Origin of the sequence: Pseudarthrobacter sp. 1G09 (assembly GCF_050038305.1) — a bacterium.
GTDB lineage: Bacteria > Actinomycetota > Actinomycetes > Actinomycetales > Micrococcaceae > Arthrobacter > Arthrobacter equi.
Genome location: NZ_CP188306.1, coordinates 1,727,646 through 1,745,849, shown reverse-complemented (window position 1 = coordinate 1,745,849; position 18,204 = coordinate 1,727,646). Strand labels below are relative to the sequence as shown.

Here is an 18,204-nt window from a genome sequence, read left to right as displayed (position 1 = left end):
TGGTCATTTCATCCTAGGCGCCTCCGCTCTTCGGAAGCGACACAATGTAATAACTAATCGGTACCGGCTTTTGTTCCCGGCAACTTTACTCCCGGTAACAAGGGGCGCCGCTGGCTCGGCTCTTGCCGGGCCTGATCAGGCGAAAGAGCCTCGAGGAGCCGTTCCAGGGCAGCTCCGCAGGCCTGTCCCCGGATTTCGGGACGGGTCCCCTCGAAGTGGTACTCATAGGCTGCCGCTCCCCCGGCTGTGGCAATGCCGACATAGACAGTGCCAACGGGTTTGCCATCATGCGGCTCGGGGCCGGCCACGCCGGTGGTGCTGACGCCGATGTCGGCGCCCAGGGCAGCCCTGGCACCGGCGGCCATGGCACTGGCCACACCGCCGTCCACGGATCCCACCTTGGCCAGGAGATCGCCGGCGACCTTCAACACGGCTTCCTTGACCGAATTCCGGTAGGCCACCACCCCGCCCTGAAGCATGCCAGACGCTCCCGGGGTATCGGCCAGGACGGCTGAAACCATCCCCGCGGTCAGCGACTCTGCAGTGGCCACCGTCCGCCCGGCCTCCAGCGCCTGCCGGACTGCCTCGCCGGCCAAATGGTGGAGGTTGGTCATGGCTGTTCCTGGCCCTGGTTGGCGCGTGCCTGCAGCTTACCCTTGGCCCGGAGCCGCAGAGCCTCGACGACGTACTCGACGCCGGTCCAGACCGTGATCAGCACCGCGGCGAGCATCACCGCGAACGCCACCCACGTGAGCCAGGGCGCCACTGCCCCCAGCGGCAGGAGATAGAGGAAAATCGCGGCGGTCTGGACCACGGTCTTGAGCTTGCCGCCCCGGGAGGCCGGGATCACGCCGTAGCGGATGACGAAGAACCGCAGACCGGTGATTCCCCATTCACGGACCAGGATCACCAGCGTCATCCACCAGGGCAGTTCGCCCAGCACGGACAGCATCACCAGGGCGGAGCCGATGAGCAGCTTGTCGGCAATGGGATCGGCGATCTTGCCGAAGTCCGTGACGAGGTTCCGGCTCCTGGCGATGTCGCCGTCGAGCTTATCCGTGTAGATCGCGACGGCGAAGGCCACCACGGCGGCCCAGCGCCAGATCCCCGATTCGCTGTGCAGCCCGGGGGCGTCGGCGATCAGGAACCAGACGAAGAAAGGCACCAGCGCGATGCGGATCATGGTCAGGACGTTGGGTAGGTTCCAGACCCCGGCACGGCCCTTGCCGGCGGCGGTTGCATCAGTGCTAGTCACGTTTCTAGGCTACAGTCCCCGGGCTATCGACCGGTCAGTGACCAGGCGTCCTCGGACCCCTCGTCGTCGTCCCCGTAGCCGCCTGGCGCGGAATCGGAGCCGTCGTAATATTCGACGTTTTGCTTCCGCTGGTCCAGGTCGGCCGCCACCAGGTCCTCGGCGTATCCTCCCTGGGCGATGTTGGCGTTGGCGTTATCGCTCAAGGCAGCAGTCTGCGCATCCGGGGCCGCGGGTGATTGCTGGCCCTTCATGGCTGCCAGGACGGGCGCGAGGTCGTCCGGCTTGACCAGGACGTCACGGGCCTTTGAGCCCTCGGACGGTCCCACCACGCCCCTGGACTCGAGGAGGTCCATCAGGCGGCCGGCCTTGGCGAAGCCCACCCGCAACTTGCGCTGCAGCATGGACGTGGAGCCGAACTGGGTGGTGACCACCAGCTCGGTGGCCTGCAGCAGCACCTCGAGGTCGTCCCCGATGTCGTCGTCGATCTGCTTCTTTTCCGCTTCGGGGGCGACGTCATCGCGGTAAACGGCCTGCAGCTGTCCCTTGACGTGTTCCACCACCTTGTGGATTTCGGATTCGGTGACCCAGGCGCCCTGGACGCGCATGGCTTTCGAGGCGCCCATGGGCAGGAAGAGCGCGTCGCCCTGGCCGATCAGCTTCTCGGCGCCGGGCTGGTCCAGGACAACGCGGGAGTCCGTGACGGAGGACGTGGCAAAGGCCATGCGCGAGGGCACATTGGCTTTGATCAGGCCGGTGACCACATCCACGGAGGGCCGCTGGGTGGCCAGTACCAGGTGGATGCCGGCTGCACGGGCCAGCTGGGTGATGCGGACGATCGAGTCTTCGACGTCACGCGGGGCCACCATCATGAGGTCGGCGAGTTCGTCCACAATGACCAGCAGGTACGGATAGGGACGGATCACCCGTTTGGAGTCGGGCGGCGGCTGGACCTTGCCGGCACGGACGGCCTTGTTGAAGTCGTCGATGTGCTTGAAGCCGTAGTTGGCGAGGTCGTCGTAGCGGGCGTCCATCTCGCGGACCACCCACTGCAGGGCCTCGGCGGCCTTCTTCGGGTTGGTGATGATGGGCGTGATGAGGTGCGGAACTCCTTCGTAGGCGGTCAGTTCCACGCGCTTGGGGTCAACCATCACCATGCGCACCTCGTCAGGGGTGGAGCGCATCAGGATTGAGGTGATCATCGAGTTCACGAACGACGACTTACCGGCGCCGGTGGCACCGGCCACCAGGAGGTGGGGCATCTTGGCGAGGTTGGCCACCACGTAGCCGCCCTCGACGTCCTTGCCCACGCCCATGACCATGGGGTGGTCCGTCCTGCGGGCGTTCTGGCTGCGCAGCACGTCACCCAGGGAGACGGTTTCACGGTCAGTGTTGGGGATCTCGATGCCGATGGCCGATTTGCCCGGGATGGGACTGAGGATGCGGACGTCGCTGGAGGCCACGGCGTAGGAGATGTTCTTGGACAGCGCCGTAACGCGTTCCACCTTCGTGCCCGGCGAGAGTTCAATCTCGTACCGCGTCACAGTGGGGCCGCGGCTGAAGCCCGTCACGGTGGCATCGACGTTGAACTGCGTCAGGGTGTCGGTCAGGGCGGCAACGACGGCGTCGTTGGCCTCAGTGCGCTCCTTCGGGATGGAGCCCGGGGTGAGGAAGTCCGAGGCAGGGAGCGTGTAGGTCACGTCCCCGGCGAGGGAGAGCTGCTCAGTCCGCTGCGGGATGGGCACGGGCGGCGGTGCTGGCGCCACCGGGTTGGCGGGCACCGTGGGCGCGGCGGCCGGTTTCCCGGGAGCGGCGGCGCCGGGTATGACCAGCGGAATGGCCTCGGTGGCGTTCTCCGGCGGGGCCGCCTGCGAACCGGCGCCCAGGCCCTGGGCCGCCTTGATCTTCTCGACGGCGATCTCCGCCTGGGTGGGCCGCCGGACGCCGGGAGCAGGCCGCGGCGGCTGCGGCTCGTCGTCGTCGATGACCGCGTGCTCAAAGGCTTCATCGCCCACGTAGCCCTCAAGGCCGGCGTCGGGTGCTTCGTCCTTTCCGAAGAGGCGCCGCTTCTTCTTCTTGGGCGCGGCCGGCTCAGGCCGGTCCAGGTAGCTGCGGTCGTGGACGTCCCCGGCCTGTTCCTGTTCCATCAGGTCGATGCCCATGAGGTGTTCGTAGGCTCCGCGCAGGCGGCGCGGGATGGCCGTGAACGGCGTGGCGGTGATGATGAGCAGGGAGATGAACGCGAGGACTCCGTAGAGGACCGCCGGCACGGCGGGGTGGATGGCTGCCAGCGGGGTTGCGACGAGGAAGCCCAGCATGCCGCCTGCCTGGCGGAGGCCGTCGAAGCCGTCGGCGACAGTCGGCTGGCCGCCCAGGATATGCGCCACGCCGGAGCCGGCGAACGTCATCACCAGGAACCCGATGCCTACCCGGTTGTTGCCGCGGCCGTCCGATGGCACCCGGAAAAGCCGGAAGGCACACACAAAGAGCATGAGGGGCAGCAGCAGGGAGATCCAGCCGAAGGTGCCGTTCACTACCGCGTAGACGGCGTCCGGGAACCACCCGGTCAGGCCCCACCAGGCAAACGTGGCGATGAAGACGCCCAGGGCGAGGTTGAACAGTGCGGCGCCGTCGCGGCGTTCCTCGGCGGGGATGTCGCTGACGTCATGGCCGATGCGCCGGACTCCGCCGCCCACCATGTGCCCCAGCCCCAGCCAGGCGTTGCCTACCACCCTCGCCAACCAGGGCTGGTGGTGTTCGACGGCGGGGAGCTGGCGGGTGCGTGCGGTGCTGGACGAGCCGCCGCGTGGGGTCTTGCCTGCTGATGAGCCGGTTCCGCGGCCTGTGGAGCTGCCGGCTTTGCTGCCGGAACCGCCCCTGCCGGTACCTTTGGGCGCGGAAGTAGTACGTGTGGCCATGCTGTTCACGCTACCGGAACCAAGCCCTGAATCCGGGGATATCGGGCCGCCCGGCCCCCGCAATCTAGCTGGACACCAGATGGGCAAAGGGCCCGGTTCCAGTGGAACCGGGCCCTTTGCCCCCACGCTAGCGGGTTGGAACTGCTGCGGCGGTCAGGCCTCGAGCACCACGGGGATGATCATGGGCTTGCGGCGCAGCTTGCGGTTGACCCAGGTGCCCACTACCCGGCGGACCACCTGCTGGAGCTGGTGGCTGGTGTGGTCCTTGTTGTTCAGGACCGCTTCCTCCAGCGCAGCGTTGATCTTGGGGATGATGTCGTCGAAGACGGAATCGTCTTCGGCTACGCCGCGGGCGTGGATCTCAGGTCCGGATACCACCTTGCCGGTGGCGCGGTGGATGACGGTGATGATCGAGATGAAGCCTTCGTCACCCAGGATGCGCCGGTCCTTGAGGTCGGCGTCGGTGATCTCGCCAACGCTGGAGCCGTCCACGTAGACGAAGCCAACTTCCACTTGGCCCACCACGTCCGCGCGGTGATCGTGCAGGTCAATGACGGTTCCGTTGTCCGAGAGGATCACGCTTGCCTCCGGGACGCCGGACTCGATGGCGATCTTGCCGTTGGCCAGCAGGTGGCGGGTCTCGCCGTGCACGGGCATGGCGTTGAGCGGCTCGAGGATGTTGTAGCAGTACAGCAGTTCACCGGCGGCGGCGTGGCCGGAGACGTGGACCTTGGCGTTGCCCTTGTGGATTACGTCGGCGCCCAGCTTGAGCAGGCCGTTGATGATCCGGAACACGGCGTTCTCGTTGCCGGGGATAAGGCTTGAGGCCAGGATGACGGTATCGCCGTCACCCACCACCACGCGGTGGTCGCCGTTGGCCATGCGCGAGAGCGCTGCCATGGGTTCACCCTGGGAACCGGTGGACATCAGGACCACGCGGTTATCCGGAAGGTTGTCGATGTTCTTGATGTCTACGATGAGCCCGGCCGGCACGTCGAGGTAGCCCAGCTTTTCGGCGATGGCCATGTTGCGGACCATGGAGCGGCCAACGAACGCCACCTTGCGGTTGTGCTTGGCTGCGGCGTCCAGGACCTGCTGCACGCGGTGGACGTGGGAGGAGAAGGAGGCCACGATGATGCGCTTGGTGGCCTGGCCGAACAGGCGTTCCAGCGTGGGGCCGATCTCCTTTTCGGCGGTGGTGAAGCCGGGGACGTCAGCGTTGGTGGAGTCGGACATGAACAGGTCCACGCCCTCTTCGCCGAGCTTGGCGAAGTGCCGCAGGTCCGTGATGCGTCCGTCCAGGGGCAACTGGTCCATCTTGAAGTCGCCCGTGTGCAGCACGGTTCCGCCGGCGGTGCGCAGGAACACGGCCAGGGCATCCGGGATGGAGTGGTTCACGGCTACGAATTCGCATTCGAACGGGCCGAACTTCTCCACCTGGCCCTCTTCGACCGTCAGCGTGTAGGGCCGGATGCGGTGTTCCTGCAGCTTTGCTTCGATTAGCGCGAGGGTCAGCTGTGAGCCCACCAGGGGAATGTCGTTGCGGAGCCGCAGCAGGTACGGGACAGCGCCGATGTGGTCCTCGTGGCCGTGCGTCAGGACAACGGCCACGATGTCTGCCATCCGGTCCTCGATGTACGAGAAATCAGGCAGGATCAGGTCAACGCCGGGCTGTGTTTCCTCCGGGAAGAGGACGCCGCAGTCGACAATCAGCAGCTTGCCGCCGATTTCGAACACGGTCATGTTCCGGCCGATCTCCCCCAGCCCGCCGAGCGGGACGATGCGGAGCGTGTCCTGCGGCAGGCGCGGAGGTGTGACAAGGCCGGTAAGGGCGGTTTGGGTCATATTGCACTACTTTCCAGGCGGAAGGGTGCCGGTCGTCGTCCTCAGGAGTAGACCAGCCCCGCTTCCGCCAAATCCCCGCGGATGGTTTCGATCTCGGCTTCGTCCGGCTCCACGAGGGGCAAACGGACGATCGAGTTGGGCAGGACTCCCTGCCATTTAAGAATCTGCTTGGCGGCCACGGCGCCCTGGACCCTGCTCATGGTGGCGCGCACCACGGGCAGGAGTTCGAAGTTGATCTTCCGGGCGGTGCCGAGGTCGTTGGCGTTGACGGCGTCAATGAGCTCACGGAACCGGCGGGTGGCCACATGGGTGGTGACGCCCACGAGGCCTACGGCACCCAGTGCCATCCAGGGCAGGGTCAGTCCGTCGTCGCCGGAGTAGAACTGGAGGTCCGTCTCGGCCATGACGCGGGCGGCGGCCACCATGTCCGCCTTGGCGTCCTTGACGGCAACGATGTTGGGGTGCTGCGCCAGCCGGATCATGGTGTCGGGTTCAATGGCGATGGAGGACCGGCCGGGAATGTCGTAGAGCATGACGGGGACGTCCACTGCCGAGGCGACGGTTTCGAAGTGGGCCTGGACGCCTGCCTGGCTGGGCTTGTTGTAGTAGGGCGTCACCAGCAGGAGGCCGTCGACGCCGAGGGCTGCAGCCTGCTGGGAAAGGTGGACCGAGTGCGCGGTGTCGTTGGTTCCGGTGCCGGCGATGATGGCGGCGCGGCCGCCCACGGCGTCCTTGACCGCCCGGAACATGCCGAGGTTCTCTTCGTCCGTCAGGGTGGACGTCTCGCCGGTGGTGCCGGTGACTACCAGGCCGTCGCAGCCGTCGTCCACGAGCTTGCTGGCCAGGGCCGCTGCCTGGTCGTAATCCACGGCGCCGTCCTTGGTGAACGGCGTGACCATAGCGGTCAGGAGCGTACCGAGGGCAGGGATGTGCGCGGAAGAGTCAGCCATGGGAAAAACGTTACCCTGTCCCCCGCTGGTTAGGACAATGCCGCGGGCGTGATGAACGTCAAATTGGGGGTTTCCGGGGTCATGGGATGCCGCAGTACCGGCCGACGGCTGCCCGGCGGAGTTCCTCGGCCCAGTCCGAAAGACGCTGGGCCGCCCGGACATAGTGGAACAATTCCAGCGGCGTCAGGGCGTCCAGGTCCGATTCGGCCAGGCGGCGGGCAAGCTCTGCACCTTCGGGCTGTGCGGCGAGGCTGACGCCCTCCCGCTCCCACTGGACATCCTCCGCAGGCTTTCCGGCCACGAGTTGGCGGAAGAGGAAGTCGACTACCCCGGGGCTCATGGCCTTCAGGAGGCCCGTTCCCGGCTCGGGGCTCGCCGGCCCGTGTCCGGTGGTACGGCCAGTGGACTCGTGGCGGCCCGGTCCGTAGGCGGGAATCTCCGGTGTTGGCGTCTGCATGCCAACTATTGTATTCGAACATATATTCGAATACAAGGGTTGCCGCTCCGTCCGCGCGGCTGCCAGGGAGGACTCCCCGGCGTGACAGCAGGCCGCGCCGCCCGTGTGAGACGATTCGGTTCATGACTTCCCGCAACCCGGCCAGGGCACCCCGGAAAACGGCAGCCGGCCAGGCACCGGGACGGCTTTACGGCATCGATGCTGCGCGCGGGATTGCCCTGCTGGGCATGATGGCCACGCACCTGCTCCCCACCTTTGAATCGAACGCCAGCCTTACCCCCACATGGATCGGACTGGCCTTCTCGGGGCGGGCGGCTGCCCTGTTCGCCGTGCTGGCCGGCGTCGGGCTGGCCCTGTCAACCGGTAAGAACAGGCCGCTCGCGGCTGGTGAACTCTCGGCCGCACGCCGCGGAGTGGCGCTCCGGGCCCTGGTGATCGCCGCCGTCGGACTCAGCCTGGGCGGCCTCACCGTCAACCTGGCCGTCATTCTGGTCCACTACGCAGTCCTGTTCCTGTGCATCCTGCCATTCCTGGGCATGGGCCTGAAGCAGCTCTGCGGCTGGGCAGCCGGATGGATCTTCGGTTCCCCCGTCCTGGCGTACCTCCTGCGCCCCTGGCTGCTCACCGCGGAGCCGCCCCTGCAGCTTGGCCATAATCCCGGCTGGGAGGACCTGGCAACACCCGCCCGGCTGGTCGCCGACGTGTTCCTCACCGGCTACTACCCGGTGTTCCAGTGGATGTCATACCTACTCGTGGGGCTCGCAATCGGCCGGCTGGTGCTCAGCAAAGCCCTGGTCCCGGTGGCGCTGCTGGCCGGCGGGACAGTTGTTGCGATCGCCGCGAAGGTTCTGGGCGTGACGGCAATGGAGGACTGGGGCGGGCGTGCCGCACTGGAGAAGGTCCTCAATGCGCCGGGGTATCCGCTGGACAGCGTCCTGCAGGTAAACCTGACCGGTATCAGGCAGGAGGGGTCATGGTGGTGGCTGGCGTCCGCCGCCCCGCATTCCGGCACAACCCTGGACCTGCTGCACACTTCCGGAGTGGCAGCGGCAGTCATCGGAGCCTGCCTGCTCCTGGGCCGGCTGGCGGAGTGGGTGGACCTGGACCTGCTGCTTCCGCTGCGCGGTGCCGGCGCCATGACACTCACCCTGTACACGGTCCATGTGTGGGTGGTGTCAGGCTTCTATCTCAAGCCGCTGCCCGCCGGCTGGACCGAGGACGGCATGTACTTCGCCCAGGCAGCCACGGCTGTGGTGGTGGGCATGGCCTTTGTACTGCTGAAGTGGCGGGGTCCCCTGGAGTGGGTGGGCCATGCGGCCAGCCAGCTGGGCCGCGGGCAGCTCAAACTCCGCGGCAGGAGCTAGGCAGAAACCTTGCCGCGGAAGAGCCTGCCGGCGTCGCGCATGGACGCGCGGGCCCGCTTCCTGTCGCCGGCGGCATCGTAGGCGCAGCTGAGCCGGAACCAGGACCGCCAGTCGTCGGGTGCGGCTTCCGCTTCAGCCTTGTACTTTTCGAACTCGGCGTCGGCCGCTTCCCGGATGATCCGCCCGGCAGGTGTCCGGGGCAGTTCATCCACGGGGAGGCCGCCCTCGGCTTCGAGGACCTTGGCCATCTGCTCCGTCCGGGCACCGAACATCAACTCACGGATCAGCGCCCATGCGCCCACGATCGGCAGGACCAGGTAGGCGGCTCCGATGGCCTGCGCCGTGAGGTTGCCGTCCGTCAGGAGCAGGATGGAGCGCTGGAGGGACACCACCAGGTAGAACACCAGGAGCAGCGTGACAAGCCCCACCCAGATCTTGGTGCGGTTCTTGCGGAAGCCTGCCAGGAGACCGTCCATCGCCTAGAAACCCAGGTCCAGGTAGCCGTCCAGCCCCACGGTGAGCCCGGGGTGTGCGGCCACGTTGCGGACGCCGAGCAGGACGCCGGGCATGAAGGACGCGCGGTCAAACGAGTCGTGGCGCAGCGTCAGCTGCTCACCGGCGCTGCCGAGGAGGACTTCCTGGTGGGCCACCAGCCCGCGGAGCCTGACGCTGTGGACGCGAACGCCGTCAACGTCGCAGCCGCGGGCGCCGGCCAGTTCACTGGTGGTGGCGTCCGGGCTCGCCGGCACCTGGGCGGCCTCGCGTTCCGCGGCGATGAGCTGGGCGGTGCGGACAGCGGTTCCGGAAGGGGCGTCCACCTTGTCCGGGTGGTGCAGCTCAATGATCTCCACTGACTCGAAGTACTTGGAAGCCTTGGCAGCGAAGGCTGAAGCAAGGACCGATCCCACGGCAAAGTTGGGGGCGATCAGCACACCGGTTTCCGGATGCGCTGACAGCAGGTCTTCGAGCGCGGAAAGGCGGCCGGCATCCCAGCCGGTGGTCCCCACAACGGCGTGGATGTTGTTTTCGACGGCGAAGCGGACGTTCGCTTCGGTGCTTTCGGGAACTGTCAGGTCCACAAGGTACTGCGCTCCGGCGGCGGTGACCTGGTCCAGGGAGTCGTTCCGTCCCAGCGCTGCGACGAGTTCCATGTCGGGTGCGGCTTCAACGGCTTTGACGGCTTCGACGCCCATGCGTCCGTTGGCGCCCAGGATGGCGACGCGCTTGGCTTCGGAGTGTTGTTCGGTCATGCCGTTAACCCTACCGTCGGCCCCGGGGCGCCCCGGAACCGGACGGTGTGCGTTACCTCGCAGGACGCCGCGGCACCACTCAAAACCGCTGGAAAAAGCCGGCGGTCAGCCGCCGGCGCCCACCCATTCAACAGTGCCGTCGGAGAAGAACTGTTCCTTCCAGATGGGCACCTGCTCCTTGATCCGGTCCACCAGTTCGGAGCACACGGCGAAGGCCTGCCCCCGGTGTGCTGCGGACACGGCGCAGACCAGTGCGGGGTCGCCGATCTGCAGCGTGCCGATCCGGTGGGCCGCCCAGATGCGGACCGGCTTTCCTCCGTCCTCCCCCGCACCCCCGCCGGCGTTTTGTTCGGCAACCAGTTGGGCGACGACGTCGGCCATCACCTGGTGCGCCGTGGGGTGCGCGCTGTAGCTGAGGCGGTCAACTGCCTTGCCGCCGTCGTGGTTGCGCACCACGCCGCTGAAGCTGACCACCGCCCCTGCGGTATCCCCTTCCACGGCCGCGATGGCCTGGTCTACGGAGATTGGCTCCGCGCTGAGGACCGCGGATACCACTTCGAATGCTTCAGTGCCCATGGTTGCCTTCCAACTGGTCGCAGAGATGCCCGATCAGCGGGTCCAGGACGCTGAGTCCGTCCATGACGCCTTTCGGTGAGCCGGGCAGATTAACAATGAAGGACTTCCCGGCCGCGCCCGCGTAGCCGCGGCTGAGCGCCGCCAACGGCGTTTTGGCGGCGCCGGCACGCCTGATTGCCTCCATGATGCCGGGGATTTCGCGGTCCAGCAGGGGCCGGGTGACGTCGGGGGTCCGGTCGTCCGGGTTCAGCCCGGTGCCGCCGCTGGTGATCACGACGGCGGGACGCTGGGTCAGGAGGGCCCTGATCGCGGCGCCCACCGGCTCGCCGTCGGGGACCACCATTGCCGGGAAGACCTCGAAGCCGTGTTCGGTGAGCCAGTCCGTGATCACCGGGCCGGTCTCGTCGTCGTAAATACCTGCCGCTGCCCGCGTGGAGGCGATCACCACGCCGGCCTTCCGGCCCTGGACGTCGCCGTGCCGGTGCGGCTCAGCGGCGTGGGACGGTGCTGCGCCGGATCCGCCGAAGCTGTCATCGTGGGTCATAGGGTCCAGTCCCCGCTCTTGCCGCCGCTCTTGGCCAGCACCTTGATATCTGTCAGGACGGCGTGCTTGTCCACTGCCTTGATCATGTCGTAAACGCTCAGCGCGGCCACGGACGCCGCCGTCAGGGCTTCCATTTCCACGCCGGTCACGCCGCGGGTCTTAACCGTAGCCACCACCTCCACGGACTCCGCTTCGAGCCCGAAGTCGACAGTGACCCTGGACAGCGGCAGGGGGTGGCACAGTGGAATCAGTTCGGGCGTTTTCTTGGCGGCCATGATGCCCGCCACCCGGGCGACTGCCAGAGCGTCCCCCTTGGGAAGGCCACCGGAACCGAGCAGGCCCATCACCTCCGCCGTGGTGCGGACCGTGGCTGTTGCTGTGGCCTCGCGGGTGGTTTCGGCCTTGGCGGAAACGTCCACCATCTGTGCGCTGCCGTCCCTGCGCAGGTGCGTCAGGGCAGCGGGGGTCTGTTCTGCATTCACAGCATCCATACTTCCACCTCGTCCCCGGCCGCGAGTTCCGTTACACCGGCAGGGACGTGAACCAGGGCGTTGGAACCGGCCAGCGCACGGACCAGGTGGGAGCTCTCGCCGCCCTCCAGCCGTACGGTGCCGTCGGGCTGCAGGTTGCCGCGCCGGACCTGGTGTTTGTGCTGCGGGGACGTCAGCGGGTGACTGAGCCTGGCGCGCACAGGCAGGCGGAGGGCCGGAGCCCCGAGCACTGCTGCGAGGGCCGGCCGCAGGAACATTTCGAAGGACACCAGGCAGCTGACGGGGTTCCCGGGGAATCCCAGGAAGGGGACGCCGTCGAACATTCCGATTCCCTGCGGCCCGCCTGGCTGCATTGCCACATGCAGGAATTCCACCGGCTGGCCTTCCATGGCCTGCCGGACCACTTCGTACGCGCCTTTGCTGACGCCGCCGGTGGTGACAATGACATCGGCGTCCGCGCCCTGGCTCCGGAGCAGCTTCTGCAGTTCCGCGGGATCGTCGGTGGAGATACCGGCCCGCCGCACATCCAGGCCTGCCTGCGCCATGGCGGCTTCGAGGAGGGTGCCGTTCGCGTCGTAAATCTTGCCGGCGGGCAGGTCCTGCCCCGGTTCCACCACTTCGTCGCCGGTGGTGACGAGCAGGACCCGGACGGCGCGGTAGACCTCCACATCCGGGATGCCCAGCGCGGCAAGCAGCCCCAGCTGGGCGGGACCAAGGCAGGTTCCGCCGGCCAGGGCCCGCTCACCGGCGGCAACGTCGCTGCCCACCCGGCGGACGTAGGTCCCCGCCGCCGTTGCCGGCAGCGTGACCCGTGCGTCCGTGCCGGGAGCTGGAAAGCTGTCCGGCACCGCACGTTCAATGGGTACGACGGCGTCAGCACCATCCGGGAGCATGGCACCCGTCATGATGGGCGCCGCGGTCCCGCGGGCCAACGCGGACGGCCGCGTCCCCGCCGGGACCGGTGCCGCGACCGCGAACTCCGTGCCGTCGTCGTACGTGTCCGCGGAATTGACGGCGTACCCATCCATCTGGGAGTTGGCGAAGGGAGGCAGGCTGACGGGTGCCAGGAATCCGTGCACCAGTGCCCTGCCGAGAGCCCGCGACAGCGGAACGGTTTCGGTGCGGGATTCTGACCGCAAAGGGGCCAGCAGGTGGGCAACAGCGGCGACGTGGTCGGCAACGGAGCGGGCCTGGTGGGGGGTGCCCGCGGGGGCGTGGCGGTGCGGGCTGGTCATGGATGCGCCTTCAATGTGGGCCGTCAGGATTTCACGTCCACTCTAACCGTGTGGAATCCGGTGGCGCCGTCCGGGACCACGGGCCGGGACGCCTCGTCCTGGACGGTGCCCGCGAGGTCCGTGGCCCGCACCTGGACCTCGTACTGCCCGGGTGTGAGGTCCATGCTGAGCTTCCACTGGTACCAGGTGTCCGTGGAGATCCCGGATGACAGCTCTGCAGGCTGCCAGGAACCGCGGTTGACCCTGAGTTCAACGGCGCTGATGCCGGTGTGCTGGGCCCAGGCAATGCCGCCAAAGGTGACCGTTCCGGCGTTGACGGGCCTGCCGCTGCGGGGGACGTCAATGCGGGAGGACAGCTTGACGGGACCGTGGTCGGACCAGCCCCTCGTGGTCCAGTAGGCGGTGTCCGCCGCGTAGGTGGTGACTTTCAGCTCCGTAACCCATTTGGTGGCGGAAACGTAGCCGTACAGGCCCGGCACCACCATCCGGACGGGGAATCCGTGTTCGAGCGGCAGCGGGCCGCCATTCATTCCCACGGCCAGGAGGGCGTCCCGGCTGTCCGTGAGCACTTCCAGCGGGGTGCCGGCAGTCCACCCGTCAGCACTCCGGGACAGCACCATGTCCGCACCCTTGGCCGGCCCGGCCAACGCCAGGAGTTCGCGGACCGGCCAGCCGAGCCACCGCGCGTTGCCAATGAGGTCCCCGCCTACCGGGTTGGACACGCAGGCAATGGTGATGTGGCGTTCGGTCAGCGGCTTGGCAAGGAGTTCGGCAAGGGTCAGTTCCACCTCGCGCTGCACCATGCCCGTGACCTTGAGGACCCAGGTATCAGGGTCGACGGCGGGCACCACCAGGGCCGTGTCGATCCGGTAAAAGTCGTTGACGGGAGTAATCAGCGGGTGCATGCCCTCCACGCCTGCCTCCGCTCCCGCAGGGATGGGCGGTGCCGGTACCGCTGCCCGGGGTATCGCCACCCGGGCCCTGGCATCGTTGACCTTCAGCACGGTCCCGCGCCAGGCTCCCGCCAGGACTCCGCCAACGGCCGTGAGGACGGCACCTGCGGCGAGGCTCCGGAGGAACGCGCGGCGGGCCGTGGCCCGCCCGCCGGCACGGGCCGCTTCCCAGGCCTTCAGCTTGGCCATCAACAGCCGGAGGATCAGGGCAGCGGCGGCCGCCGCAGCCACGGGAAGAGCCAGGGCCACCGGCGTCGCCTGGGCCCGGCCCGCAACGGCGGCCACCCCCGCGAGTCCAAACACGGCAATCACGGCCAGCCCCGCAAAACGCCGCCGCCGTTCCACTACTCCGGCGAGGGCCGCGAGGACCACAATGACCAAGGCCATGCCGACCAGGAGGGCCACCTTGTCCGCCGTGCCGAAGAGCGAGACCGCCCAGTCCTTTACTGCCGGTGGAACGGCATCAATGACTGCTCCGCCCACCGCGGTCAGAGGCGACACCGACGGGCTCCACACGCCGGCCAGCAACTCTCCGAGGACCACCCCGCCGGCCACGGACACCACGCCGGCGGCCGCAGCGTGCCCGCCCAGGCGGCGCCGTTCCCGCTGTTCCCGCTCGCTGGGTTCGGGCGAACCGCCGTGGCGGGTACCGTCGTCGTGCATGGCCTGCTGCCGGGCGCTGTTCACCCTTCCAGCATAGGTTGGCGCACCCTTTCCGGCGGTTGACCGGCGCGGATTCATGCCGCTCCCCGGCAGCGTCCGTCACGGGTGTGATGTGGAGCCCATCGTGGCGTAGCCTGAATTCATGAGTGTCCAGCTAGGCATGCCCCAGCCCCGCGAAGAAGCGGACCCGGCGCTGCCGTCCGTCCCGGCTCCGCGTCCGGCTGACGCGCCTGCAGGCCTGGCGGACAGGTACGGGCGCCGGGCCAGCGACATGAGGCTGTCCCTGACCGATAAATGCAACCTCCGCTGCACCTACTGCATGCCCGCCGAAGGCCTGGAATGGCTGGCAAAGCAGGCCGTCATGACGGCCGAGGAGATCGTCCGGATTGTCCGGATCGGGGTGGAGCAGCTCGGCGTCCGCGAGCTCCGGCTCACCGGCGGAGAACCCCTGGTGCGTCATGACCTGGTGGACATCATTTCCGCGCTGCGCAGCAACCATCCGGACCTGCCCATCTCGATGACCACCAACGCCGTGGGGCTGGCGAAGAAGGCCGCCCCGCTCAAGGCCGCGGGCCTGACACGGATCAATGTCTCGCTCGATTCCCTGCACGAAGAGACGTTTACCAAGCTCACCCGCCGCCCCTTCCTCGACCAGGTGCTGGCGGGCGTGGACGCCGCATGGGCGGCCGGACTCGGTCCGGTCAAGCTGAACGCCGTCCTGATGCGCGGGATCAACGACGCCGAGTCCCCGGCCCTGCTGGGTTGGGCTTTGGACCGGGGCTATGAGCTGCGCTTCATCGAACAGATGCCACTGGACGCCGACCACGGCTGGACGCGCCGGAACATGATCACCGCCGCCGAGATCCGCGACATCCTGTCAGCCGAGTACGTCCTGAGCGCCGATCCGCGCGAACGCGACGGGGCGCCCGCCGAGAGGTTCGAAGTACGACGCCGGGTGGCCGGGTTGGATGCCGCCGGCAACCCTTCCGCGCACGGGCCCGTCCTGGGAACGGTGGGAATCATTGCCTCAGTCACCGAGCCGTTCTGCTCGGATTGCCGCCGGACGAGGATCACGGCCGAAGGCAAGATCATGAGCTGCCTCTTCTCGCGTGAAGAGTACGACCTCTTGGGCCTGCTGCGCTCCGGCGCTGACGACGACGCCCTGGCGCGCCGGTGGCAGGACGCAATGTGGATTAAGCCAAAAGCCCACGGCATGGACCACGTGGGACTCGACGCTCCGGACTTTGTCCAGCCGGACCGCAGCATGAGCGCCATCGGGGGCTGACCGGAATGCATGTACGTTACTTCGCTGCCGCACGCGCCGCTGCCGGGTTCGAGGAAGAGAAGTTCGACCTCCCTGCCGGGGCAACCGTGGCGGACCTGCTGGACGCCGTCCTCGCCGTGCCACGGGAGGAGCCCCCGGCCGGGACGCCTCCGCTGGCCCGCATCCTTTCGCGCAGCAGCTTCCTGTTGAACGAGGTGGCGGTACGCGACCGCACCACTGTAGTGGACGCCGATGACGTCGTGGACGTCCTGCCACCGTTCGCCGGAGGGTAGCCCCCGTCCTTCCGCCGCCCGGCCTGTGAAGCCTCAGGCCCGCCGGAAGGTGGAGGTCATAAACGGCGTGAAAGCGGGGCGTTTGCCGTTTGCACGCGCGTTCGTTTCGTCCACCACGTGTGGTTCCAGGCCGGTCCGCAGCTCGGTAATGTGCACGAGCACCGCGCTCCCCGGCACTGATTCTGTGGGGCCAGTGAGGATAATGCTGTGCCTTGTCCAGCCTGTGCCTGCGCGCCGCTCCACACGGAGAACGCCGTCATGCCACGTGCAGCGGGAGGGACTGCCGGGAGGCCCGCCGGTGCTGTCGACGTAGTACCAGAACACATCATGGTGGTCAGGATCCAGGGTGAAGACTCCGTGGCCCTCAAAGTGCGAACCGTCGGCCTCCACGTGCCGGTAGCTCTGAACCACAGCAAATCCCCCGGCTGCGCGGCGGTATGCCACCTCGGCATCCACCGTGCGCTGCGGCCCCCAGGGCCCGGCAGCCAGCTCGGTACTCCCCCGCCAGGCGCCCAGGAGGCCCGCCAGGGCCGGATGAATACCGGCAGGAACACCCTGTCGCGGCGCATCCGCGGCGCCGTCATGGCCCAGCCGGAGTACGTTCACGCCTTCCACTCCTCCCCAGCACGGCGACGTCGGATGGCCTCATCGTAGTCCTGCAGCCTGCGCCCCGCGAGGGGTCCGCACGCTCACCGCGGGCCGTTATGGCCAGAAGTCAGGACCCGCCCTTCAGAACCCGCGTTGCGGTTGCCCGCTGCTCAGAGTCCGAAGGTCTCGGTTTCGTCGAACGGGCCCACCACTGTGACGGTGCGGGGCGCGGCGGCCAGTTCGGCGGCCAGTTCCTGCACCTGTTCGGCGGTGACGGACTTGATCAGCCGCAGGGTCTCGTCGATGTCCTGGTATTCGCCGGACACCAGTTCCGCCCGGCCCAGGCGTGACATCCGGGAGCCGGTGTCCTCCAGGGCCAGCACAATCCCGCCGCACAGCTGCCCCACTGCCTTGCGCAGTTCGTCTTCGGAGATGCCGTGCTCGGCGAGTTTGTCCAGCTCGATGCCCAGCAGTTCAAGGACTTGCCGCACCTTGGAGGGCGTACAGCCTGCATACATGCCAAAGTAGCCGGCGTCTGCGTAGGACGACGCAAAAGAGTAGGTCGAGTACACCAGGCCACGCTTTTCCCGGATTTCCTGGAACAGCCGCGAAGACATGCCTCCGCCGAGGACAGCGTTGAGGACACTCATGACATAGCGGCGCCCGTCCGTGGCAACAATCGTGGGGCAGCCCATGATGATGTTGGCCTGCTCAACGGCACGTTTCACCACCTGGAGCCCGGCGGTTCCCGTGATCAGGGCCCGCTCGGTGGGCCTGCGATCAACCGGCGACGCATCCGTCGCAAGCGACCAGCCTGCCGCCTCAAGGGCATCCACCACCAGGCCACAGACGACGTCGTGCTCAAGGCCGCCGGCAGCTGTGATGACCAGTTCATCGGGACGGTAGTAGCGCTGGTAGTGCTCCCAGACGGAATCGCGGGCAACGGCGCGGATGGCGTCCGGGGTTCCGCCGATGGGGCGGCCCAGGGGGTGGCTGCCCAGAACCGAAGCAACGAAGTGCTCGTGGGCAACATCCGTGGGATCGTCGCTGTCCATGGCGATTTCCTCAAGGATGACGTCCCGTTCCTGCTCCATCTCGTCCGGGTCGAGGACCGCGCCGGTGATCATGTCGGCAATGACATCGATGGCCATGGGCAGGTCCGTGTCCAGGACGCGGGCGAAGTAGCAGGTGCTTTCCTTCGCCGTCGCCGCGTTCGATTCGCCGCCCACCTCGTCAAAGGCCGAGGCGATCTCCAGCGCGGTGCGCCGTTTGGTGCCCTTGAAGAGCAGGTGCTCCAGAAAGTGGGTGGAGCCGTGCTGTCCGTGGGCCTCGTCGCGGGACCCCACGCCTACCCAGAAACCGATAGTGGCCGACCTTTGGCCGGGCATCGCTTCGGTCAGAACCCGCACGCCGCCGGGCAGCACTGAACGGCGGACTTCGGAGCCGCCGTCGGAGCCGTGGACCAGGGAGTCGCCGAGGTGGTTCTGCTCAAGGGGCAGGGGTACAACAGTCATTGAGGCCTTTCAGGTGGTGCAGCCGGATCTGGCTGTCATCGTAACAG

The 18,204-nt window shown here is 67.6% G+C and carries 18 protein-coding genes; 3 read left to right on the top strand and 15 right to left on the bottom strand.

Annotated elements, in window-relative coordinates; genetic code table 11:
- Window positions 1-53 precede the first annotated feature (53 nt).
- The 6 genes from ACP3TD_RS08060 to ACP3TD_RS08035 form a co-directional block, all read right to left on the bottom strand.
- Complete coding sequence (locus tag ACP3TD_RS08060) at window positions 54-614, bottom strand: CinA family protein (RefSeq protein WP_426766649.1); 561 nt, start codon at window positions 612-614, stop codon at window positions 54-56.
- Entirely contained in the window at window positions 611-1,255 is a 645-nt protein-coding gene (gene pgsA, locus ACP3TD_RS08055) for a CDP-diacylglycerol--glycerol-3-phosphate 3-phosphatidyltransferase (RefSeq protein WP_426766647.1), read from the bottom strand. The genes ACP3TD_RS08060 and pgsA overlap by 4 nt, the downstream gene beginning before the upstream one ends.
- 23 nt (window positions 1,256-1,278) lie before the next feature.
- Window positions 1,279-4,170, bottom strand: coding sequence for a DNA translocase FtsK (locus tag ACP3TD_RS08050; RefSeq protein WP_426766645.1), 2,892 nt, complete (start codon window positions 4,168-4,170; stop codon window positions 1,279-1,281).
- A 153-nt stretch (window positions 4,171-4,323) separates the two neighbouring features.
- Entirely contained in the window at window positions 4,324-6,015 is a 1,692-nt protein-coding gene (locus ACP3TD_RS08045) for a ribonuclease J (RefSeq protein ID WP_377203722.1), read from the bottom strand.
- 41 nt (window positions 6,016-6,056) lie between these two features.
- On the bottom strand, window positions 6,057-6,965 hold the full coding sequence (gene dapA, locus ACP3TD_RS08040; RefSeq protein WP_426766643.1) for a 4-hydroxy-tetrahydrodipicolinate synthase: 909 nt from the start codon (window positions 6,963-6,965) through the stop codon (window positions 6,057-6,059).
- 79 nt (window positions 6,966-7,044) lie between these two features.
- Window positions 7,045-7,422: a hypothetical protein gene (locus ACP3TD_RS08035; protein WP_426766642.1), complete on the bottom strand. Its 378-nt coding sequence runs from the start codon at window positions 7,420-7,422 to the stop codon at window positions 7,045-7,047.
- 122 nt (window positions 7,423-7,544) lie between these two features.
- Between ACP3TD_RS08035 and ACP3TD_RS08030 the strand changes: the two genes are divergently transcribed.
- Complete coding sequence (locus tag ACP3TD_RS08030; RefSeq protein ID WP_426766640.1) at window positions 7,545-8,786, top strand: heparan-alpha-glucosaminide N-acetyltransferase domain-containing protein; 1,242 nt, start codon at window positions 7,545-7,547, stop codon at window positions 8,784-8,786.
- On the opposite strand, the gene ACP3TD_RS08025 is transcribed toward ACP3TD_RS08030, so the two are convergent.
- The 7 genes from ACP3TD_RS08025 to ACP3TD_RS07995 form a co-directional block, all read right to left on the bottom strand.
- Window positions 8,783-9,262, bottom strand: coding sequence for a hypothetical protein (locus ACP3TD_RS08025; protein WP_426766638.1), 480 nt, complete (start codon window positions 9,260-9,262; stop codon window positions 8,783-8,785). The genes ACP3TD_RS08030 and ACP3TD_RS08025 overlap by 4 nt on opposite strands.
- A 3-nt stretch (window positions 9,263-9,265) precedes the next feature.
- Window positions 9,266-10,036, bottom strand: coding sequence for a 4-hydroxy-tetrahydrodipicolinate reductase (gene dapB / locus ACP3TD_RS08020; RefSeq protein WP_426766636.1), 771 nt, complete (start codon window positions 10,034-10,036; stop codon window positions 9,266-9,268).
- Window positions 10,037-10,141: 105 nt separating this feature from the next.
- On the bottom strand, window positions 10,142-10,612 hold the full coding sequence (locus tag ACP3TD_RS08015; protein ID WP_426766635.1) for a molybdenum cofactor biosynthesis protein MoaE: 471 nt from the start codon (window positions 10,610-10,612) through the stop codon (window positions 10,142-10,144).
- Complete coding sequence (locus tag ACP3TD_RS08010; protein ID WP_426766633.1) at window positions 10,602-11,156, bottom strand: MogA/MoaB family molybdenum cofactor biosynthesis protein; 555 nt, start codon at window positions 11,154-11,156, stop codon at window positions 10,602-10,604. The genes ACP3TD_RS08015 and ACP3TD_RS08010 overlap by 11 nt, the downstream gene beginning before the upstream one ends.
- The gene (gene moaC, locus ACP3TD_RS08005; protein WP_426766631.1) at window positions 11,153-11,647 is read right to left on the bottom strand and encodes a cyclic pyranopterin monophosphate synthase MoaC; all 495 of its coding nucleotides are present in this window, start codon (window positions 11,645-11,647) and stop codon (window positions 11,153-11,155) included. The genes ACP3TD_RS08010 and moaC overlap by 4 nt, the downstream gene beginning before the upstream one ends.
- Window positions 11,635-12,882 (bottom strand): gephyrin-like molybdotransferase Glp, encoded by a 1,248-nt coding sequence (gene glp / locus ACP3TD_RS08000; protein ID WP_426766629.1) that lies wholly within the window; start codon window positions 12,880-12,882, stop codon window positions 11,635-11,637. Before glp ends, moaC begins: the two co-directional genes overlap by 13 nt.
- Before the next feature lie 23 nt (window positions 12,883-12,905).
- Window positions 12,906-14,498, bottom strand: a complete 1,593-nt coding sequence (locus tag ACP3TD_RS07995; protein ID WP_426767167.1) for a molybdopterin-dependent oxidoreductase — start codon at window positions 14,496-14,498, stop codon at window positions 12,906-12,908.
- Window positions 14,499-14,640: 142 nt separating this feature from the next.
- Between ACP3TD_RS07995 and moaA the strand changes: the two genes are divergently transcribed.
- Both moaA and ACP3TD_RS07985 read left to right on the top strand, forming a co-directional pair.
- A complete protein-coding gene (moaA, locus tag ACP3TD_RS07990) occupies window positions 14,641-15,783 on the top strand; it encodes a GTP 3',8-cyclase MoaA (protein ID WP_426766627.1) in 1,143 nt (380 codons plus the stop codon).
- Between the two features lie 5 nt (window positions 15,784-15,788).
- Window positions 15,789-16,055: a MoaD/ThiS family protein gene (locus tag ACP3TD_RS07985; protein ID WP_426766626.1), complete on the top strand. Its 267-nt coding sequence runs from the start codon at window positions 15,789-15,791 to the stop codon at window positions 16,053-16,055.
- A 33-nt stretch (window positions 16,056-16,088) separates the two neighbouring features.
- Here the strand turns inward: ACP3TD_RS07985 and ACP3TD_RS07980 are convergent, their stop codons facing one another.
- Together ACP3TD_RS07980 and ACP3TD_RS07975 are read right to left on the bottom strand one after the other, a co-directional pair.
- Window positions 16,089-16,661: a DUF1579 family protein gene (locus tag ACP3TD_RS07980; protein ID WP_426766625.1), complete on the bottom strand. Its 573-nt coding sequence runs from the start codon at window positions 16,659-16,661 to the stop codon at window positions 16,089-16,091.
- 152 nt (window positions 16,662-16,813) lie between these two features.
- Window positions 16,814-18,157: a M16 family metallopeptidase gene (locus ACP3TD_RS07975; protein WP_426766623.1), complete on the bottom strand. Its 1,344-nt coding sequence runs from the start codon at window positions 18,155-18,157 to the stop codon at window positions 16,814-16,816.
- Between the last annotated feature and the right edge of the window lie 47 nt (window positions 18,158-18,204).

Excerpts from the sequence above, each read along its gene's own strand:
- ACP3TD_RS07995 (WP_426767167.1), bottom strand. The coding sequence starts at position 14,498 with ATGCACGACGACGGTACCCGCCACGGCGGTTCGCCCGAACCCAGCGAG.
- ACP3TD_RS08025 (WP_426766638.1), bottom strand. The coding sequence starts at position 9,262 with ATGGACGGTCTCCTGGCAGGCTTCCGCAAGAACCGCACCAAGATCTGG.
- dapA (WP_426766643.1), bottom strand. The coding sequence starts at position 6,965 with ATGGCTGACTCTTCCGCGCACATCCCTGCCCTCGGTACGCTCCTGACC.
- ACP3TD_RS08030 (WP_426766640.1), top strand. The coding sequence starts at position 7,545 with ATGACTTCCCGCAACCCGGCCAGGGCACCCCGGAAAACGGCAGCCGGC.
- ACP3TD_RS08010 (WP_426766633.1), bottom strand. The coding sequence starts at position 11,156 with ATGACCCACGATGACAGCTTCGGCGGATCCGGCGCAGCACCGTCCCAC.
- ACP3TD_RS08045 (WP_377203722.1), bottom strand. The coding sequence starts at position 6,015 with ATGACCCAAACCGCCCTTACCGGCCTTGTCACACCTCCGCGCCTGCCG.
- ACP3TD_RS08015 (WP_426766635.1), bottom strand. The coding sequence starts at position 10,612 with ATGGGCACTGAAGCATTCGAAGTGGTATCCGCGGTCCTCAGCGCGGAG.
- ACP3TD_RS07975 (WP_426766623.1), bottom strand. The coding sequence starts at position 18,157 with ATGACTGTTGTACCCCTGCCCCTTGAGCAGAACCACCTCGGCGACTCC.
- ACP3TD_RS08060 (WP_426766649.1), bottom strand. The coding sequence starts at position 614 with ATGACCAACCTCCACCATTTGGCCGGCGAGGCAGTCCGGCAGGCGCTG.
- ACP3TD_RS08035 (WP_426766642.1), bottom strand. The coding sequence starts at position 7,422 with ATGCAGACGCCAACACCGGAGATTCCCGCCTACGGACCGGGCCGCCAC.
- ACP3TD_RS07985 (WP_426766626.1), top strand. The coding sequence starts at position 15,789 with ATGCATGTACGTTACTTCGCTGCCGCACGCGCCGCTGCCGGGTTCGAG.
- ACP3TD_RS08050 (WP_426766645.1), bottom strand. The coding sequence starts at position 4,170 with ATGGCCACACGTACTACTTCCGCGCCCAAAGGTACCGGCAGGGGCGGT.
- moaC (WP_426766631.1), bottom strand. The coding sequence starts at position 11,647 with ATGGATGCTGTGAATGCAGAACAGACCCCCGCTGCCCTGACGCACCTG.
- glp (WP_426766629.1), bottom strand. The coding sequence starts at position 12,882 with ATGACCAGCCCGCACCGCCACGCCCCCGCGGGCACCCCCCACCAGGCC.
- moaA (WP_426766627.1), top strand. The coding sequence starts at position 14,641 with ATGAGTGTCCAGCTAGGCATGCCCCAGCCCCGCGAAGAAGCGGACCCG.
- dapB (WP_426766636.1), bottom strand. The coding sequence starts at position 10,036 with ATGACCGAACAACACTCCGAAGCCAAGCGCGTCGCCATCCTGGGCGCC.